This is a genomic window from Pseudarthrobacter sp. As-47 (genome assembly GCF_058215595.1).
On the sequence record NZ_CM177088.1, the window covers coordinates 1,744,788 to 1,763,324 of the forward strand.

The 18,537-nt window shown below is 66.2% G+C and carries 15 protein-coding genes; 10 read left to right on the forward strand and 5 right to left on the reverse strand.

The window, feature by feature from the left end; translation table 11 throughout:
• Window positions 1-2 precede the first annotated feature (2 nt).
• On the forward strand, window positions 3-929 hold the full coding sequence (locus tag AC4BCK_RS08030) for an RluA family pseudouridine synthase (protein WP_364318268.1): 927 nt from the start codon (window positions 3-5) through the stop codon (window positions 927-929).
• A gap of 36 nt (window positions 930-965) precedes the next feature.
• Window positions 966-4,523: a DNA polymerase III subunit alpha gene (gene dnaE / locus AC4BCK_RS08035; RefSeq protein WP_363955122.1), complete on the forward strand. Its 3,558-nt coding sequence runs from the start codon at window positions 966-968 to the stop codon at window positions 4,521-4,523.
• 83 nt (window positions 4,524-4,606) lie between these two features.
• On the opposite strand, the gene AC4BCK_RS08040 is transcribed toward dnaE, so the two are convergent.
• A complete protein-coding gene (locus tag AC4BCK_RS08040) occupies window positions 4,607-5,107 on the reverse strand; it encodes a flavin reductase family protein (RefSeq protein ID WP_188813232.1) in 501 nt (166 codons plus the stop codon).
• A gap of 134 nt (window positions 5,108-5,241) precedes the next feature.
• On the opposite strand from AC4BCK_RS08040, the gene AC4BCK_RS08045 reads away from it, so the two are divergent.
• The 3 genes from AC4BCK_RS08045 to nrdR all read left to right on the forward strand — a co-directional run bounded on the left by AC4BCK_RS08045 (window position 5,242) and on the right by nrdR (window position 7,805).
• A complete protein-coding gene (locus tag AC4BCK_RS08045; RefSeq protein ID WP_366284996.1) occupies window positions 5,242-5,772 on the forward strand; it encodes a hypothetical protein in 531 nt (176 codons plus the stop codon).
• 9 nt (window positions 5,773-5,781) lie between these two features.
• Entirely contained in the window at window positions 5,782-7,149 is a 1,368-nt protein-coding gene (gene hisD / locus AC4BCK_RS08050; RefSeq protein ID WP_310113889.1) for a histidinol dehydrogenase, read from the forward strand.
• 152 nt (window positions 7,150-7,301) lie between these two features.
• Window positions 7,302-7,805, forward strand: coding sequence for a transcriptional regulator NrdR (gene nrdR, locus AC4BCK_RS08055; protein WP_104188663.1), 504 nt, complete (start codon window positions 7,302-7,304; stop codon window positions 7,803-7,805).
• A 319-nt stretch (window positions 7,806-8,124) separates the two neighbouring features.
• Here the strand turns inward: nrdR and ppgK are convergent, their stop codons facing one another.
• Both ppgK and map read right to left on the reverse strand, forming a co-directional pair.
• Window positions 8,125-8,928: a polyphosphate--glucose phosphotransferase gene (ppgK, locus tag AC4BCK_RS08060; RefSeq protein WP_174177018.1), complete on the reverse strand. Its 804-nt coding sequence runs from the start codon at window positions 8,926-8,928 to the stop codon at window positions 8,125-8,127.
• A gap of 134 nt (window positions 8,929-9,062) precedes the next feature.
• A complete protein-coding gene (gene map, locus AC4BCK_RS08065; protein ID WP_174177020.1) occupies window positions 9,063-9,941 on the reverse strand; it encodes a type I methionyl aminopeptidase in 879 nt (292 codons plus the stop codon).
• 121 nt (window positions 9,942-10,062) lie between these two features.
• Here map and AC4BCK_RS08070 point away from each other — a divergent pair, with 121 nt between their 5' ends.
• The gene (locus AC4BCK_RS08070; RefSeq protein ID WP_188732230.1) at window positions 10,063-10,227 is read left to right on the forward strand and encodes an SPOR domain-containing protein; all 165 of its coding nucleotides are present in this window, start codon (window positions 10,063-10,065) and stop codon (window positions 10,225-10,227) included.
• Window positions 10,228-10,281: 54 nt separating this feature from the next.
• Here AC4BCK_RS08070 and panB read toward each other — a convergent pair whose 3' ends face one another.
• Window positions 10,282-11,184, reverse strand: coding sequence for a 3-methyl-2-oxobutanoate hydroxymethyltransferase (gene panB, locus AC4BCK_RS08075; protein ID WP_174177024.1), 903 nt, complete (start codon window positions 11,182-11,184; stop codon window positions 10,282-10,284).
• 275 nt (window positions 11,185-11,459) lie between these two features.
• Between panB and glnA (AC4BCK_RS08080) the strand changes: the two genes are divergently transcribed.
• From glnA (AC4BCK_RS08080) to AC4BCK_RS08095, 4 genes are read left to right on the forward strand one after another with little or no spacing between them, the layout of a single operon-like run.
• Window positions 11,460-12,800 carry a type I glutamate--ammonia ligase gene (gene glnA / locus AC4BCK_RS08080; RefSeq protein ID WP_066280551.1) on the forward strand — a complete coding sequence of 447 codons (1,341 nt, stop codon included), beginning with the start codon at window positions 11,460-11,462 and terminating at the stop codon, window positions 12,798-12,800.
• A gap of 9 nt (window positions 12,801-12,809) precedes the next feature.
• Window positions 12,810-15,821, forward strand: a complete 3,012-nt coding sequence (locus AC4BCK_RS08085) for a bifunctional [glutamine synthetase] adenylyltransferase/[glutamine synthetase]-adenylyl-L-tyrosine phosphorylase (protein WP_310113880.1) — start codon at window positions 12,810-12,812, stop codon at window positions 15,819-15,821.
• A gap of 60 nt (window positions 15,822-15,881) precedes the next feature.
• Window positions 15,882-16,325 (forward strand): VOC family protein, encoded by a 444-nt coding sequence (locus AC4BCK_RS08090; protein ID WP_310113879.1) that lies wholly within the window; start codon window positions 15,882-15,884, stop codon window positions 16,323-16,325.
• Window positions 16,326-16,330: 5 nt separating this feature from the next.
• On the forward strand, window positions 16,331-16,846 hold the full coding sequence (locus tag AC4BCK_RS08095; protein ID WP_490566816.1) for a GNAT family N-acetyltransferase: 516 nt from the start codon (window positions 16,331-16,333) through the stop codon (window positions 16,844-16,846).
• A gap of 251 nt (window positions 16,847-17,097) precedes the next feature.
• On the opposite strand, the gene glnA (AC4BCK_RS08100) is transcribed toward AC4BCK_RS08095, so the two are convergent.
• On the reverse strand, window positions 17,098-18,522 hold the full coding sequence (glnA, locus tag AC4BCK_RS08100; protein WP_174177032.1) for a type I glutamate--ammonia ligase: 1,425 nt from the start codon (window positions 18,520-18,522) through the stop codon (window positions 17,098-17,100).
• Window positions 18,523-18,537: the final 15 nt, after the last annotated feature.

The window sequence follows — 18,537 nt, forward strand, 5'->3', positions numbered from 1 at the left end:
CAATGCCTGAGCAGATTATCGTTGCCGACGAATACGGGGGAACCCGTGCGGACGCCGGGCTCGCGGCCCTCCTGGGCATCTCGCGGTCCCTTGCCGCGTCCCTCCTTGCGGAGGGGCATGTGGAGAGCAAGGGCAAGCCCTTGGGCAAGTCGGCAAAGCTGGTGGCGGGCGATGTCCTCAGGGTCAGCATGCCGGAGCGGCGTGACCCGCTGGAAGTCGTGGAGGAAGTTGTGGAAGGCCTGAAGATCCTGCTCGACGACGAGGATTTCGTCGTCGTCGACAAACCGGTCGGTGTTGCCGCGCACCCCTCACCGGGATGGGTGGGGCCCACGGTGGTGGGAGGGCTCGCAGGGGCCGGCTACCGCATCTCCACCTCCGGGTCGCCGGAGCGGGCAGGAATCGTGCACCGGCTGGACGTCGGGACATCCGGCGTGATGGTGGTGGCAAAGTCCGAGCGTGCCTACACGGCCCTGAAGAGGGCCTTTAAGGAGCGGACGGTGGACAAGGTCTACCACGCGGTGGTGCAGGGCCTGCCCGACCCCCTGGCGGGTACCATCGACGCACCCATCGGCCGGCATCCTGGGCATGACTGGCGTTTCGCTGTGATCGAGGACGGACGCCCGTCCGTAACGCACTACGAAGTGATTGAAGCGTTCGGCAAGGCCAGCCTGGTGGAAGTCCACCTGGAAACGGGCCGCACCCACCAGATCCGCGTCCACTTTTCCGCGCTCCGGCATCCCTGTGCCGGAGATCTCACGTACGGCGCCGACCCGCGGCTGGCCGCCACCCTCGGCCTGACCCGGCAGTGGCTGCACGCCCGCGAACTGGGGTTTGACCACCCGGTGACGGGGGAGCGCGTCCGGGTCACCAGCGACTATCCGCAGGACCTGGCCTATGCCCTGGAAGTCCTCGGGTCCGGGCAGGCCTAGCGCTTTCGCCGCCTGTCCGGCGCATAGAATAGTGCGGTGACTTCCAGCAATGACTCGTTTGTCCATCTCCACAACCACACCGAGTACTCGATGCTGGACGGCGCCGCCAGGCTCGGTGAGCTGTTCGACGAGACCGAGCGGCTGGGGATGCCCGCACTCGCAACCACCGACCACGGCTACCTCTTCGGTGCCTTCGACTTCTGGAAGAAGGCCACCGACAAGGGGATCAAACCGATCATCGGCGTCGAAGCCTATGTGACTCCGGGAACGGCCCGCGGCGACAAGAGCCGCGTGCGGTGGGGCGAAGAGCACCAGCGCAAGGACGACATCTCCGGCGGCGGTTCCTACACCCACATGACCCTGCTCAGCTACAACAATGCGGGCATGCGGAACCTGTTCCGGGCGTCCTCCATCGCTTCGCTGGACGCCGTGTTCGGCAAATGGCCACGCCTGGACCGGGAACTGCTCAACACCTACTCCGAGGGATTGATCGCCACCACGGGCTGCCCCTCCGGGGAGATCCAGACCCGGCTGCGGCTGGGCCAGTACCGTGAAGCGCTGGAAGCCGCCGCGGAGTTCAGGGACATCTTCGGGGCCGAGAACTACTTCTGCGAGCTCATGGACCACGGGCTGGACATCGAGCGGCGCGTCACCGGCGACCTGCTGCGGCTTGCGAAGGACCTGAACCTTCCCCTGGTGGCCACCAACGACCTCCACTACACCCACGAGCACGACGCGAAGGCCCACGAGGCGCTCCTGGCCATCCAGTCCGGGTCCACCCTCTTGGAGCCCACTTACGACAACGGCGGTTCACGCTTCGCCTTCTCCGGCAGCGGCTATTACCTGAAGTCCCCGCAGGAAATGCGCGAACTGTTCCGCGACCACCCGGACGCCTGCGACAACACGCTCCTCATCGCCGAGCGCTGCGAGGTCTCCTTCAATACCGGCGCCAACTACATGCCGCGTTTCCCCTGCCCGCCTGGGGAGGACGAAACGTCCTGGCTGGTGAAAGAGGTTGCCAAGGGTCTCGAGTACCGCTATCCGGGCGGTGTCCCCGACGACGTCCGTGCCCAGGCGGACTACGAGCTGGGCGTCATCACCTCGATGGGTTTCCCGGGGTACTTCCTGGTGGTGGCGGACTTCATCAACTGGGCCAAGAACAACGGCATCCGCGTAGGCCCGGGCCGTGGTTCCGGCGCCGGTTCCATGGTGGCGTACGCCATGCGCATCACGGACCTCGACCCGCTGCGCCACGGCCTGATCTTTGAACGGTTCCTGAACCCGGACCGCGTTTCCATGCCCGACTTCGACGTCGACTTCGATGACCGGCGACGCTCCGAGGTCATCGATTACGTGACCCGGAAGTACGGCGACGAGCGCGTGGCCATGATCGTCACGTACGGCACCATCAAGACCAAGCAGGCGCTGAAGGACTCCTCCCGCGTGCTGGGCTACCCGTTCAGCATGGGCGAGCAGCTGACCAAGGCGCTCCCGCCGGCCGTGATGGCCAAGGACATTCCGCTGGCGGACATCCAGAATCCGGAAGCCAAGCGCTACGGCGAGGCGGGCGACTTCCGCCAGCTGATCAGCACCGACCCGGAGGCTGCCAAAGTCTTCGAGACGGCTCTGGGCATCGAGGGCCTGAAGCGGCAGTGGGGCGTCCACGCCGCCGGCGTCATCATGTCCTCGGACCCGATCATCGACGTCATCCCCATCATGCGCCGCATCCAGGACGGCCAGGTCATCACCCAGTTCGACTACCCCACGTGCGAGGGCCTGGGGCTGATCAAGATGGACTTCCTGGGCCTGCGGAACCTGACGATCATTTCCGATGCCCTGGAAAACATCAAAATGAACCGCGGCATCGACCTGGACCTCGAGTCGCTGGAACTGGATGACGCCCCGTCCTACGAGCTCCTGGCCCGCGGCGACACCCTGGGCGTGTTCCAGCTCGACGGCGGGCCCATGCGGTCCCTGCTCAAGCTGATGAAGCCTGACAACTTCGAAGACATCTCCGCCGTCCTTGCCCTTTACCGTCCCGGGCCCATGGGCGCCAACGCGCACACGGACTACGCGCTCCGCAAGAACGGAATCCAGGAAGTCATCCCGATCCACCCCGAGCTGAAGGAACCGCTCGCGGAGATCCTCGGCGGAACCTACGGCCTGATCGTGTACCAGGAGCAGGTCATGGCGGTGGCGCAGAAGCTGGCCGGCTACTCGCTGGGCCAGGCGGACATCCTCCGCCGCGCCATGGGCAAGAAAAAGAAATCGGAGCTGGACAAGCAGTTCGCCGGGTTCTCCCAGGGCATGCAGGACAACGGCTACTCAATGGAGGCCGTCAAGACCCTGTGGGACATCCTGCTTCCCTTCTCCGACTACGCGTTCAACAAGGCACACTCCGCCGCGTACGGCGTGATCTCCTACTGGACCGCCTACCTCAAGGCCCACTACGCGCCGGAGTACATGGCCGCGCTGCTGACATCGGTGGGGGATGACAAGGACAAGTCGGCGATCTACCTTAACGAGTGCCGCCGCATGGGCATCACCGTGCTGCCGCCGGACGTCAACGAGTCCGCACTGAACTTCACCCCAGTGGGCAACGACATCCGCTTCGGCATGGGCGCCATCCGCAACGTCGGCGTGAACGTGGTGGAGGCCATGGTGGCCGCCCGCGAGAGCGAGGGCGCGTATACGTCCTTCAAGGATTACCTGATGAAGGTCCCTGCCGTGGTCTGCAACAAGCGGACCATCGAATCACTGATCAAGTCCGGCGCCTTCGATTCGCTGGGGCACCACCGCCGGGCCCTGGCCATGATCCATGAAGAGGCCATCGACTCCGTCATCACCCTCAAGCGGAACGAGGCGATCGGACAGTTCGATCTCTTCGCCGGGTTCGACGAAGCCGAATCCGAGTCATCCCTGAGTATCGAGATCCCCGACCTGCCGGAGTGGGAGAAGAAGGACAAGCTTTCCTTCGAGCGGGACATGCTCGGACTGTACGTCTCGGACCATCCGCTGCAGGGCCTGGAGGGACTGCTCAGCCAGCACGCGGAGATGAGCATCACCTCCGTCCTCGGCGAGGACGGGCCGCAGGACGGCGCCATCATCACCATTGCGGGCATGATCACCTCGCTGAGCCGGCGCATTGCCAAAGCCAGCGGCAACGCGTACGCCCGGGCCGAAGTGGAGGACCTTGGCGGTTCCATGGAAGTCATGTTCTTCGGCCAGGTCTACGGACCCATCGCCTCTGTCCTCGCGGAGGACCTGATCGTGGTGGTCAAGGGGCGCCTCCAGAAACGGGACGACGGTGCCATCACCCTGAACTGCATGGAGCTGTCCGTTCCGGACCTCAGCGAGGGGCTCAACGGGCCGCTGGTGATTACCATGCCCACGTACAAAGCCACCGAGGCTGTGGTCACCGAGCTGGGCGACGTCCTCCGCACGCACCGCGGCAACTCCGAGGTGCGCCTGCACCTGCAGGGCGATACGCGGACGGAAGTCATGGGACTGCCGGTCCACCTCCGCGTGAACCCCAGCCCGTCACTGTTCGGCGACCTCAAGGTGCTGCTCGGCCCTGCCTGCCTGGACGCCTAAGCGGCCTGCTGACGAGAGGACGACGAGGGAAGGACGACGACGGGAGGCGTGTCCCGTCGTCGTCCGCGGGTGGTGGGGGACTGCTAGATCTCGTAGTCCAGCGGGACGGGCTGGCCGTACGCGCCGCCGTGGTACAGCAGCGGTGAGCCGTCGCCGCCCACCTGGCCGTCCACCACCTGGACCACCACCACGGCGTTGTTCTCGAAGGACAGCCGCATCTGCACTTCGCCGATCAGCCAGCCCGCCACGTCCTTCAGGATGGGCACCCCGTGCGGACCGGTTTCCCAATGGTCGCCCTCAAAACGGTTGCCTGCCCCCGCGAACCGGTCGGCCAGCTGCATGTTCTCGAGGCCCAGCATGTGGACCCCCAGGTAGGTGGTGTTGGCGACAGCAGGCCACGACCGGGAGCTGCGGGCCATGTTGAACGTGAAGCGCGGCGGCTGTGCGGACAACGAGGCCACGGAGGTGGCGGTGAAGCCGTAGGGCTGGTCCTGGTAGTTCACCGTGATGATGGCGACACCGGCGGCGTGGCGCCGGAACATCTCCCTGAACGTCCGCTCGAACGGAACGTCATTAGTTGTCACGGAAACTCCTGGTGGCTGGAAGGCGGGTACGTGTGCTCTCATTCAAGGGTATGGCTCTGCCGCTCCGGTAGTGAACTCCCGGAAAGGCCCTGATCCGGCGATGAACGCCGCGGACATTTGTTAAGGTTTGTTGCATGACGAAAGCCACCCGCCGCACACGCCTGCGGCTGCCCTGGGCGATGCTGGTGATCCCGGCTGCGGCAGGTGTCCCGCTGGGCGTCCTTTGGTGGATCCTGGCGCCCGGGGGAATGAACCTGGTCACCAGGGACCCGGCCCTCGGCAGCGGCACCAACCCGAATGTCTGGCTGCCGCGGGACTTGACGCTGGCAGGACTGCTGGTGCTTGCCGGATGCCTCCTGGCCGTTGTCGTGGCAGACAGGAAACGGGCGGATCCGCAGGCGGACCTGGTGGCGGGCCTGGCGGGAGCCCTGTGCGGTGCAGTCCTGGCGTGGCAAACGGGGCTGCTGGCAGCGCAGCTGTGGGCGCCTGCAGTTGATGCCTCAGCCAACGCCAGCATTGCCTTTTCGCTCCGCGCCTGGCCGGTGCTGCTCCTGTGGCCCGCTGCCACGGCCGTCTCGGTTTTCGTGTTGGAGCTTCTCGACCTCATGAGCCGGAAGCCGGCGGCGGACCACGGGAGTCGCCGGACGCAGTGGCAGGGCCAGTAAAATAGGCCAGTGACCATTTCTTCGGAGAACTCCGCCAGCCCAGCCGCCACCGCCGTGGACTTCCGCACCGTTGACCTGCGTGGCCAAAGCCTTACCCTCGCCGGACTCCGGGCCGCCGTGCCGCGGGCCCAGGGCCAGACCGTGGCCGACGCCGAGGAGAAGGTCCAGGACATCATTTCGGCTGTCCGGCAGGGAGGATTCGCGGCGCTGGGCGAACTCGCCCGGCGTTTTGACGGCGTGGCGCAGGACCACCCGCTGGTTCCCGCGGAGGCCCTGGCGTCCGCTCTGGAGGAGCTGGAGCCGTCAGTCCGCGGCGCGCTTGAGGAGTCCATCAGCCGGGCCCGCCGGTTCGCTGACGGCCAGCGTCCGCGCAATATCGAAGTACAGCTCGGCGACGGCGCAGTGGTGGCACAGAACTGGGTTCCGGTGTCGCGGGTGGGTCTTTACGTCCCGGGCGGCCTCGCCGTCTACCCCTCCTCCGTGATCATGAACGTCGTCCCGGCCCTGGCCGCGGGAGTCCAGTCCATCGCCCTGGCGTCCCCTCCGCAAAAGGAGTTCGGCGGGCTGCCCCACCCCACCATCCTTGCCGCTGCCGCGCTGCTGGGCATCACCGAGGTGTATGCCATCGGCGGCGCCCAGGCCATCGCCGCGTTCGCCTACGGTGTCCCGGCAACCGAGGCGGGCCCGGCCCTGGAACCGGTGGACGTGGTGACCGGACCGGGCAACATCTTTGTTGCCACCGCCAAGCGTCTGGTCAAGGGCGTGGTGGGGATCGACTCCGAGGCGGGCACCACTGAAATCGCGATCCTCGCAGACTCCACGGCCCAGCCGCGCCTGGTGGCAGCCGACCTCATCAGCCAGGCCGAGCACGATCCCAAGGCAGCCTCCGTGCTGATTACGGACTCCGGGGACCTCGCCGCCGCCGTCCGTGCCGAGCTCGACCGGCAGGCCGCGGCCACCAGGCACTCCGCCCGCGTCCGCGAGGCGCTGTCCGGTCCGCAGTCCGGGGTGGTCCTGGTGGACAACCTTGAACAGGGCATTGCGGCGTGCGATGCCTACGCGGCAGAACACCTGGAGATCATGACGCAGGATGCCCCAGGGGTCGCCGCCAGGATCCGGAATGCCGGTGCCATCTTTGTGGGCGACTACAGCCCGGTCAGCCTGGGGGACTACTGTGCCGGATCCAACCACGTCCTGCCCACCAGCGGAACGGCTGCCTTCTCGTCGGGCCTGAACGTCACCACTTTCCTGCGGGCCATCCAGGTGGTGAACTACACCCGTGACGCGCTGGCGGAAGTCAGCGGCCACATTGTCAGCCTTTCCGGAGCCGAGGACCTTCCCGCGCACGGGGATGCGGTGACCGCCAGGTTCTCCTGACATCTGCCCGCAATGTCGACATGTAGTGGTGGCAACCACAACATGTAGTACTTACACGCTTGTTATTAGCCGGAGCGGAGACGTAAACTGGGATACGGCGCAGTTGCGCCTGCAGTTTTTCGCCGGCACAGATCCTGGGAGAGGGAGGCACAATGTACTGTCCGTTCTGCCGCAACCCCGATTCCCGGGTGGTGGACAGCCGCATGGCGGATGACGGCTCAGCCATCCGGCGCCGCCGCCAGTGCCCGGAGTGCGGACGCAGGTTCACCACCGTCGAAACCACCAGCCTTTCCGTGATCAAGCGCTCCGGCGTGGGCGAGCCCTTCAGCCGCAGCAAGGTGATCAACGGGGTACGCAAAGCCTGCCAGGGGCGTCCCGTTAGCGAGGACGACCTCGCACTGCTGGCGCAGGAAGTCGAGGAACAGATCCGTTCCTCCGGCGCCGCCGAAATCGACGCCCACGAGGTGGGCCTGGTCATCCTCGGACCCCTGCAGAAGCTGGACAAGGTTGCCTACCTCCGCTTCGCGAGCGTCTACCAGGCCTTCGAATCCCTTGAGGATTTCGAGACTGCCATTGCCCTGCTCCGCCAGGAAGAACAGGACGCCCGGGGCGTTGCCGCGAAGGGCGCCAAGAGCTCCGAGAAGAGCCCCCTCTAAACTCCGGTGGCGGCAGCGGAGGGGAAGCCGAAGCCGCCACCGGCACTCTGTCCCGGCATGTTGCCCGACGGGAGAATGTGCCGCCTGCGGCGGAACTACCGAGCCGGCTGACGGACTCCTGCCACACTCCAGCGGAACCCCCGCGCCGCCGTCGACCCTTATGCCTGCCCTGGCGACGCCACTCCGGCGGCCGGCAGGAAAGGGCCCGCGACTCCCGTTTATCCCTTGTGGGCAGCAAGCCGCTCTCTAAGAGCACTAATTCTGCGGCTGGCGCCCTTGGCCGGTGCCGCCCCGGTCCGGGGCGGCACCGATCCCACGGCTACTTGGCGAGCTTGTGCTGCAGGGCGATTTCGATCGCGGCGCCCACGATGCCGGCCTCGTTGCGGAGGACCGCCGGCACGATCGGCGTGCGCAGCCGCAGGTTGGGCAGGTACTCGTCGGCGCGCTTGGAAATGCCGCCGCCCACAATAAACAGTTCGGGCGAGAACAGGAATTCGACGTGGGAAAAGTAGCGCTGCAGCAGCACGCTGTACTCGTCCCAGGACAGGCCGTCGCGTTCGCGGGCCACCGCGGAAGCCTTGGTCTCGGCGTCGTGGCCGTCGATTTCGAGGTGGCCAAGTTCAGCATTGGGGACGAGCTTGCCGTCGAAGATAAAGGCCGAGCCGATTCCGGTGCCGAGCGTGATGACCAGGACCGTGCCCTTGACACCGGCACCGGCGCCGTAGCGCGCCTCGGCCAGGCCCGCGGCGTCGGCGTCGTTGATGACCTCAACGGGCCGGCCAAGGCGGGCAGTCAGGAGCGCATCGATGTCCGTGTTGAGCCAGCTCTTGTCCACGTTGGCCGCGGAGTGGACCACGCCGTGCTGGATGATGCCGGGGAAGGTCACGCCGACGGGGGAGCCGGCAGCAGGCGCCTCGGGGCGGGCGGACAGCTCGGCAACCACCAGCGCCACGGCTTCGGCAACTGATTCAGGCGTGGCGGGCTGAGGAGTGGGGACACGGAACCGTTCCCCCAGCAGTTTGCCCTTCTTCAGGTCGACAATGCCGCCCTTGATTCCGGTACCTCCGATGTCGATGCCGATCAGCGGGGCGTTCTTGTGCGACTTTTCGTCCTTCTTGGCCAATGGGTTTCCGTTCGTGGCAGGGGCGGTCAGGGTTGCGGCGGCCGGTGGCCGGCCGGGAATTGATGTCCGGTCAAAAACCGGGAAGGGGTGGGGCCATGGTGTGTGCGTCGTAGGGGTGCCAGGTGGGGGCAGGGCTAGGGCAGCGTGAGGATTTCCGCGCCGGAGTCCGTCACCAGCAGCGTGTGCTCGAACTGGGCAGTGCGCTTCCGGTCCTTGGTGACAACGGTCCAGTCATCGGCCCACATGTCCCATTCCACGGTGCCGAGGGTGAGCATCGGTTCAATGGTGAAGACCATGCCGGCCTCGATCACCGTGTTGTAGGCCGGTGCAGCGTCGTAGTGCGGAATGATGAGCCCGGTATGGAAGGCTTCGCCCACGCCGTGCCCGGTGAAATCACGGACAACACCATAGCCGAAGCGCTTGGCGTAGGACTGGATGGCCCTGCCGATGACATTGATTTCCCGTCCGGGAGCCACAGCCTTGATGGCCCGGTTCAGGGACTCCCGGGTGCGTTCCACCAGGAGCCGGGATTCCTCGTCCACGTCGCCCACCAGGAAGGTGTAGTTGGTGTCCCCGTGGACTCCGTTGATGAAGGCGGTGATGTCGATGTTGAGGATGTCCCCGTCCCGGACCACTGTGCTGTCCGGGATGCCATGGCAAATGACCTCGTTCAGGGAGGAGCACAGCGACTTGGGGAAGCCCCGGTAACCGAGGGTGGACGGGTAGGCGTGGTGGTCAAGGAGGAACTCATGTCCCACTTTGTCCAGCTGGTCGGTGGTGACGCCGGGCTTGATGTGCTTGCCCACCTCCACGATGGCCTGTGCCGCGATCTTCCCCGCGATCCGGATCTTCTCGATTGTTTCCGGGGACTTGACCTCCGAACCGGTGAATTTCGCCGGTGCGGGCCTGCCGACGTACTCCGGCCGGGGGATGGACGCCGGGACGGGACGCTGCGGACCTATGGTTCCCGGGGTGAGGGTGCCGATGGGTGCAGTCGAGGCAAGGGAAGGCATAGATTGATCATATAAGGCAGTGCAGAACGCCTAACAACCGGAAGCCGCGCAGGGCCTGCGTAAGAATTTAAGTTACGCGGGTCACGCCGCAGCTTTCCCGCCGCCGGAACGAGGAGCAACGATGACTGAGTACTGGTACAACGTCAATACGCATGAGATCGAAGAGGACCGGCTGTCCGACTGGAGCCAGCTGATCGGACCGTACAAAACGCGGGAGGAAGCCGAACACGCGCTGGAAAAGGTGCGGGCCCGCAATGAGGCCTGGGAAAAGGACGACGACGACTGACCGTCGGGCGGGCAGGCCGGCCGGGTGCCGGCCCGCCTGTTCCGTCGGCGCCTTTTAGAACGAGTGTTCCGGCCCGGGGAACTGTCCTGACCTGACGTCATTGCCATACTGCGTGGCAGCGTCCAGCAGCGTGCTGCGCAGGTCTGCGTACTGCTTGACGAACTTGGCCATCCGCCCGCCCCGCAGCCCGGCCATGTCCTGCCACACGAGCACCTGTCCGGTTGTTTCCTTGCCCGCGCCGATGCCCACGGTGGGGACGGGAACAGCCGCGTCCACGGCAGCTGCCGTCCCGGCGGGGACCATCTCCATCAGCACGCAGAACGCGCCCGCCTCAGCGAGGGCGACTGCGTCGTCGATAAGGCGCTGCGCATCGTCGCCGCGGCCCTGCACGCGGTAACCGCCCAGGGCGTGCTCGCTCTGCGGGGTGAAACCGATATGTGCCATGACCGGAATGCCGGCCTGGACCATGGCCTTCACCGTGGGCGCATAGTAGGCGCCGCCCTCGATCTTGACGGCGTGCGCCAGGCCTTCCTTGAGGAACCTGACGCCGGCCCCGACTGCCTGTTCCGCGGACACCTCATAGCTGCCGAACGGCAGGTCGGCCACGATGAGAGCGCGCTTGGCGCTGCGTGCTACGGCACGGCAGAGAGGCAGCAGTTCGTCCACCGTGACGGGAAGGCTGGTCTCGTTGCCGAACACGTTGTTCGAGGCCGAGTCGCCGACCAGGAGAACCTCGATTCCGGCGGCGTCAAAGATTTCAGCCGTGTACTGCTCGTAGGCAGTCAGCATGGCGAACTTGGTACCGTCCCTCTTGGCCTGCTGCAGGTGGTGGATGCGCACCTTGGCCGGCTTCGGCTCTGCCGCAGCCGCAGGCGCAGCTGCCTGGCCCGGCCCGGTGCCGTAGGGGGCGGGGACGTCGGCGGACATGCTGGAATCGGAGCTGGTGCTTGAGGCCATGGCATGAGCGTAGTGGGGGAGCCGCTGTCCTAGCTACCGCGGACCGGAGGCTCCCCTGGTGATAAGGGTCATAGGGACCGGCCTGCGGCGGGTCCGGACGGTGCGCACAGCCCGGTTGCGCGGCTCAAATCCGGTGGCGGGGCGTTAACGCTGTGTTACGCGCGGCGCAGGCTTCAGCATCGGCGCCGAATGCTTAGTACAGTGTTGGTGAACTGCTGCCGGCTTCCCTTTACTGCGGGCCCGGAGCATGGACGTTGACCGGAGAAGAGGCCATCATGGACCGCCAGCAAGAGTTTGTCCTGCGCACAATCGAAGAGCGCGACGTACGTTTCGTGCGCCTGTGGTTCACCGACGTCGTGGGTTCGCTCAAGTCCGTGGCACTGGCCCCCGCAGAGGTTGAGGGTGCGTTCGAGGAAGGCCTGGGCTTCGACGGCTCCGCCATTGAAGGCCTGGCCCGGGTATTCGAGTCAGACATGCTGGCCCAGCCCGATCCCTCCACCTTCCAGATCCTGCCGTGGCGCGGGGAGACGGAACAGACCTCGCGCATGTTCTGCGATATCCTCACGCCGGACGGCGAACCGTCTGCCGCGGATCCCCGCAACGTCCTGAAGCGGACCCTCGCCAAGGCCGCCGACATGGGCTTCACCTGCTACACCCACCCCGAAATCGAGTTCTACCTCCTCAAGTCCCAGGAACCCGGCCCGGACGGCGCCCCCGTGCCCGTGGACGAGGGCGGCTATTTTGACCATGTTCCTGGCGGCGTGGCCCAGGACTTCCGCCGGACAGCTGTCACCATGCTCGAATCCGTGGGCATCTCCGTGGAATTCAGCCACCACGAGGCGGGCCCCGGCCAGAATGAAATCGACCTGCGCTACGCGGACGCCCTGCAGACCGCGGACAACATCATGACCTTCCGCACCGTCATCAAGGAAGTGGCTCTGCAGCAGGGCACCTATGCCACCTTCATGCCCAAGCCGTTCACCGCCCACCCGGGCTCCGGCATGCACACGCACTTCTCGCTGTTCGAAGGCGACACCAACGCGTTCTACGAGGCCGGCGCCGAATTCCAGCTCTCAAAGACCGCCCGCCAGTTCATCGCCGGCATCCTCAAGCACGCGCCCGAATTCACCGCAGTGACCAACCAGTTCGTTAACTCCTACAAGCGCCTCTGGGGCGGCGGAGAGGCTCCGAGCTATCTGAGCTGGGGCCACAACAACCGCTCAGCCCTGGTTCGGGTTCCGCTGTACAAGCCGGGCAAGGGCCAGTCCGCACGGATCGAGTACCGCGGCATCGACTCCGCGGCCAACCCCTACCTGGCCTACGCGGTCCTGCTCGGGGCCGGCCTGAAAGGCATCGAGGAAGGCTACGACCTCCCGGCCGCCGCCGAGGACGACGTGTGGTCGCTGAGCTCGGCCGAACGTCGCGCCATGGGACACGATCCCCTCCCTGCCAGCCTGCATGACGCCATCCGGACCATGGAAGACTCTGAGCTCATGCCCCAGATCCTGGGAGAGCAGGTGTTTGAGCACTTCCTGCGCAACAAGCGTGCCGAGTGGCAGGACTACCGCCTGCAGGTGACGCCCTACGAGCTGCAGCGCAACCTCGGCATCCTCTAGGCTGCCGGCGTGAGCCTGGCACGCCGCCTCATTGCGGCCGGATTCAGCGACCTCGACAAGGGGGAGCGGTTCCTTGCTGCGCCGGAACTGGAAGGGCTGGACCAGGACAGGCTGTTTGCGGGCCTGCAGCTGGCAGCCAGCCCGGACACCGCGCTGCAGTCCCTGGTCCGCCTGATCGAAAAGCACCCGGCGCTCCGGGAACTGGCCGCCGCCGACCCCGACGCCAGCGAACCGATGTACCGCGTGCTGGGCGCATCCGAAGCCCTGGGGGAGTTCCTGATCCGGCATCCGGAACACCTGGAGGCCTTCCATGTCCGCGCCAGCCCCGAGCCGATGCAGGCCGATCCCGCCGCCCTGCGCGGGGTCCTCCTGCAGTCTGTGGGAGCCGACCCCCGCGCCGTCCGGCCCGTGGCAGCAAGCACCGGGAATGACGCCTATGCGGCGCTTCGCACGGCGTACCGCAGGGGCGTAGTGGACCTGGCCGTCAAGGACCTGTGCGCAGCCGATCCCCTGGACTTCCTCCCGTCAGTGGGGGCGGAGCTCGCGGACCTTGCCGGCGCAGCCATCGAAGCCGCGCTTGCCGTCTCGCGCGCAGAGGCGGTCGAGCAGTACGGCTCCGGGGACGTTGCCGACGTCGGCCTTGCCGTGATCGGGATGGGCAAGTGCGGCGCCCGCGAACTGAACTACATTTCCGACGTCGACGTCATCTACGTGGTGGACCCCGGCGCCCTCGATGACGCGAAGGCGAACACCATAGGAACAGCGCTGGCGAGCGGAATTTCCCGTGCCATTTCCTCCGTTGCCCGTGAACCGGGCCTGTGGGAGGTGGACGCGAACCTCCGGCCGGAAGGAAAGTCCGGGCCACTGGTCCGTACCCTGGCCTCGCACCAGACGTACTATGCCCGCTGGGCTGAAAGCTGGGAGTTCCAGGCGCTGCTGAAGGCCCGGACCATTGCCGGCGACGCCGACCTTGGCCGCCGCTACGAGGAAGCCGTAGCGCCGCTGATCTGGAGTTCGGCCAGCCGGGACGGATTCGTGGAATCGGTGCAGGCCATGCGCCGCCGGGTGACCGAACACATTCCGGCTGCGGAGGAGCAGCGGCAGATCAAGCTTGGCCGCGGCGGGCTGCGTGACGTCGAATTCACCGTGCAGCTGCTCCAGCTGGTCCACGGCAAGGCAGACGAAACATTACGGCGCCGGGACACCACCTCCGCCATTGCGGCCCTGTCCGCCGGGGGCTATATCGGCCGCTCGGACGCGGCCGCCTTCGACAACGCCTACCGCTACCTGCGCCTGCTGGAACACCGCATCCAGCTCTTCCAGCTGCGCAGGACGCACCTGATGCCCGTTGCCGAACCGGCGCTCAGGTCGCTGGCAAAAGCCGTGCTGGGCCCGTTCTCCAACGAGCGGCCCCATCCGGACGCCCTGCTGTCCACCTGGCAGAAGACCAAGCGCTCCGTCCGGGAACTGCACGAGCGCATCTTCTACCGCCCGCTGCTCAACACGGCGGCCAAGCTCAGCAGCGAAGACGCCAGGCTGACGCCGGAAGCTGCCGAGGGCCGCCTGGCTGCGCTGGGGTACCGGGACCCGAAGGGCGCCATGCGCCATATCGAGGCGCTGACCGCCGGGGTCAGCCGGCGCGCAGCCCTCCAGCGGCAGCTGCTGCCGATCCTGCTCGACTGGCTGGCTGAAGGCGTGGACGCGGACGCCGGGCTCCTTGCGTTCCGGCGCGTCAGCGAAGCCCTGGGAACCACGCACTGGTACCTGGGGATGCTCCGGGACTCCAACGCTGCCGCAGAGCGGCTGTGCCACATGCTGTCCAACTCACGGCTCATCGCGGATCTGCTGGAGGTTTCGCCCGAGTCCGTGGCCTGGCTGGGCCAGGACAAGGACCTGGCACCTGTGGGGTTCGATGCCCAGTGGCAGGAAATCACCTCCAAGATGTCTCGGCATGCGGATCCGGAAAGCGCCATGCGCCTCATCCGGCTGATCCGGCGTCGTGAAATCCTTCGGATCGCCATCGCCGATTCGGCCGGCCTGCTGGACCAGGACCAGGTGGGGAGGGCCCTGGCGGACACGGACAGGGCCGCGGTCCTGGGCGCCCTGCGCGTGGCGGAGGGCATCGTCTCCGCCAACGGGCCGCTGAAGACCACCGTGCTGGTGGTTGCCATGGGACGCCAGGGCGGCCGCGAGATCGGCTACGGTTCGGACGCGGATGTGATGTACGTGCACAGGGCCCTGCCCGGGTTCAGCCCCGAAGAAGCACAGGAGCAGGCCACCCGGATCGTCAACAAGGTTTCCACCCTGCTGACGCAGCCGTTGAAGCCGGCCATCATGGCCGAGCGGGTGCTCCAGATGGATGCGGACCTGCGCCCCGAGGGGAAGAACGGTGCCATGGTCCGTTCCCTCGACTCCTTTGCGGAATACTACCGGCGCTGGTCCCTTATCTGGGAGGCGCAGGCACTGCTCAGGGCCCGTCCCATGGCCGGCAATGACGACCTGGCCAAAGACTTCCTGGAACTTATCGACCCCATCAGGTACCCGGAATCGGTTGCGGAGACCGACGTGCGGGAAATCAGGCGCATCAAGGCGCGCGTGGAGTCCGAACGACTGCCCCGCGGCGCGGACCCCGCCCGCCACCTCAAGCTGGGCCGGGGCGGACTGAGCGACGTCGAATGGCTTGTGCAGCTCCTGCAGCTGCAGCACGCTGGCAGCCACCCGGAGCTGCGGACCACGTCCACCCTGGAAGCGCTGGATGCTGCCGCCCGGTCCGGCCTGCTCGCACGGGATGACGCCGGCCTGCTGGCCGCCGCCTGGCGTCTTGCAAGCCGGATCCGGTCCGCGAACGTCATCTGGAGCGGCAAGGCGTCGGACCTTTTGCCGTCGTCCCGGCGGGACCTGGAAGCTGTCGCCCGCTGGTGCGGGTACGAGCCGGGACAGGCAGCGGCGCTGGAGGAGGATTACCTGCGGGTCAGCCGAAGGGCGAGGGCTGTCTTCGAGCGGGTCTTCTACGGCCAGTAGCCGGCAGGGGGCGGCAGGAAGCGGCTGACGCCTGTCAGGGTCCGGTGCTAGGTTGAGCGCATGGCAAGCCAACTCTTCCTCAACCTGCCCGTCCAGGACCTCCAACGCTCGGTCGGTTTCTTCACGGCCCTGGGCTTCACCTTCAACCCTGATTTCACGGACGAGAACGCCACGTGCATGGTGGTCAACGAGAACGCGTACGTGATGCTCCTGGTGGAGGCGTACTTCAAGACCTTCACCACCAAGGAGGTCGCCGGCACCAGCGGTTCAGCGGAGGCAATCATCGCCTACTCCGTGGACAGCAGGGAGGCCGTGGACCAGGCAGTGCAGACTGCCCTGGCCAACGGCGGCTCGGCGTCCCAGGATGCCCAGGACTACGGCTTCATGTACAACCACAGCTTCCAGGATCCGGACGGTCACCTTTGGGAGGTTTTCTGGATGGACCCGGCAGGCCCGCCGGCCGGCTCCCCTTCAGGCGAAGATCCTGCCGGACCGCAGTCCTGAACAGCATGGGCACGGGGGTCTGGCTGATTTCGTTCCAGGACCTCGACGACGACGCCCGCGCCATCCACCTTGAGGCAGTTGCCGGACTCGAAACGGGGCCGGGGCAGGACAGGTTTGTTGGCGATCCGCTCCGCATGGCACTGGCCGGACTCGCCGAGGAATCACGCCGGCCCTATGTGATCGAGTCCGCAGGCCGGGCCGTTGGTGTCCTGACCCTGCAGGCCGGGGCGGCGCGCCTGGCAGGCTGGCCGGACGACCACTCTGCGTGGCTCCTCAGGGGTTTCCTGATCGACAGGCGCGAACAGGGCAGGGGGCTCGGTCCGCTCGCAGCGGCCGCCGCTGTGTCCGCCGCCCAAAAACTCACCGCCAGGCACCAAACGGGGGAGGCCGGCGTCGTTCTTTCCGTCAATGAAGCGAATGCTGCGGGCCTGTCCGCCTACCGCCGCGCCGGGTTCGTGGACCGGGGACAGTACATTGGCGGGCAGGCGGGTCCGCAGCGGATCATGTTCCACAGTTTTTGACCACAATGGCATAACAGGCGGCGGGCCGCATTGCGCTGAGAAAGCGATTGCCCGATCATGTGGAATGGCGGTGTTCTTCAACCTTGTTGGGGGGAGGGCTGAAACTGGTCTTCGTCCCGGGGGGCATTCGTCAGGGGGTCCGGCTCCCGGTCTCAGCACGTCTGGAGCCGGGCTCCCACCTTCGGGCCACACGCAAAAGGCGGCCACCGGTGAAGCGGTGGCCGCCTTTGGTGTCTCAGGAGACGGTGATGCTAGACGCCGTAGTAGAGCTCGAACTCGTAGGGGTTCGGGCGCAGGGACAGCGGGCGGATCTCGTTCTCGTACTTGTACTCGATCCAGGTGTCGATCAGGTCCTGGGTGAACACGCCACCGGCCTGCAGGAACTCGTTGTCCTCGCGCAGGGCCTCCAGTGCTTCCTCGAGGGTGCCCGGAGCCTTGGGGATGTCCTTGGCCTCTTCGGCGGGGAGCTCGTAGAGGTCCTTGTCGATCGGGGCCGGGGGCTCAATGCGGTTGCGGATGCCGTCGATGCCGGCCATCAGCTGGGCAGCGAACGCCAGGTACGGGTTGGAGGAGGGGTCCGGAGCGCGGAACTCGATGCGCTTGGCCTTGGGGTTGGAGCCCGTGATCGGGATGCGGATACCTGCGGAGCGGTTGCCCTGCGAGTAAACCATGTTGACCGGAGCTTCGAAGCCCTTGACCAGGCGGCGGTAGGAGTTCACCGTCGGGTTGGTGAAGGCCAGGACGGCGGAGGCGTGCTTGAGCAGGCCGCCAATGTACCAGCGGGCGGTGTCGGACAGGCCGGCGTAGCCCTTCTCGTCGTAGAACAGCGGCTCGCCGCCGTTCCACAGCGACTGGTGGCAGTGCATGCCGGAGCCGTTGTCGCCAAAGACCGGCTTGGGCATGAACGTTACGGACTTGCCCCAGGCGTCTGCGGTGTTCTTGATGACGTACTTGAACTTCTGCAGGTCATCGGCAGCGTGCGTCAGGGTGGTGAACTTGTAGTTGATCTCTGCCTGGCCGGCGGATCCAACTTCGTGGTGGCTGCGCTCGACCTCAAGGCCGGCCTCGTCCAGGGCGACACACATGGCGTCGCGCAGGTCAGCCTGCTTGTCGGTGGGGGAAACCGGGAAGTAGCCGCCCTTGACGGGGGTCTTGTAACCCAGGTTTCCGCCTTCTTCCTCGCGGCCCGTGTTCCAGTGGGCTTCCTCGGAGTCGATCTTGTAGAAGCTGCCCTGGGGGGAGGACTGGTACTGCACGTTGTCGAACACGAAGAACTCAGCTTCGGGAGCGAAGAACGCGGTATCGGCAATGCCGGTGGAGGCCAGGTAGGCTTCGGCCTTCTCGGCCACGCCGCGGGGGTCGCGGTGGTACGGATCGCCCGTACGCGGGTTGACGATGGAGAAGTTCAGCGCCAGCGTCTTCTCCATGCGGAAGGTGTCCAGGAACGCAGTGGTGACGTCCGGGATCAGCTGCATGTCAGATTCTGCAATGCCCTGGAAGCCGCGGATGGAGGATCCGTCGAAGAGCTGGCCGTTGACGAAGAAGTCAGCGTCAACGCTCTTGGCCGGCACGTTGAAGTGCTGCTGGACGCCGGGGAGGTCGGTGAAGCGGATATCGACGAATTTAATATCTTCGTCCTTGATGAACTTGAGGACTTCGTCCGCAGTCTTGAACATCTATGCTCCTAACGC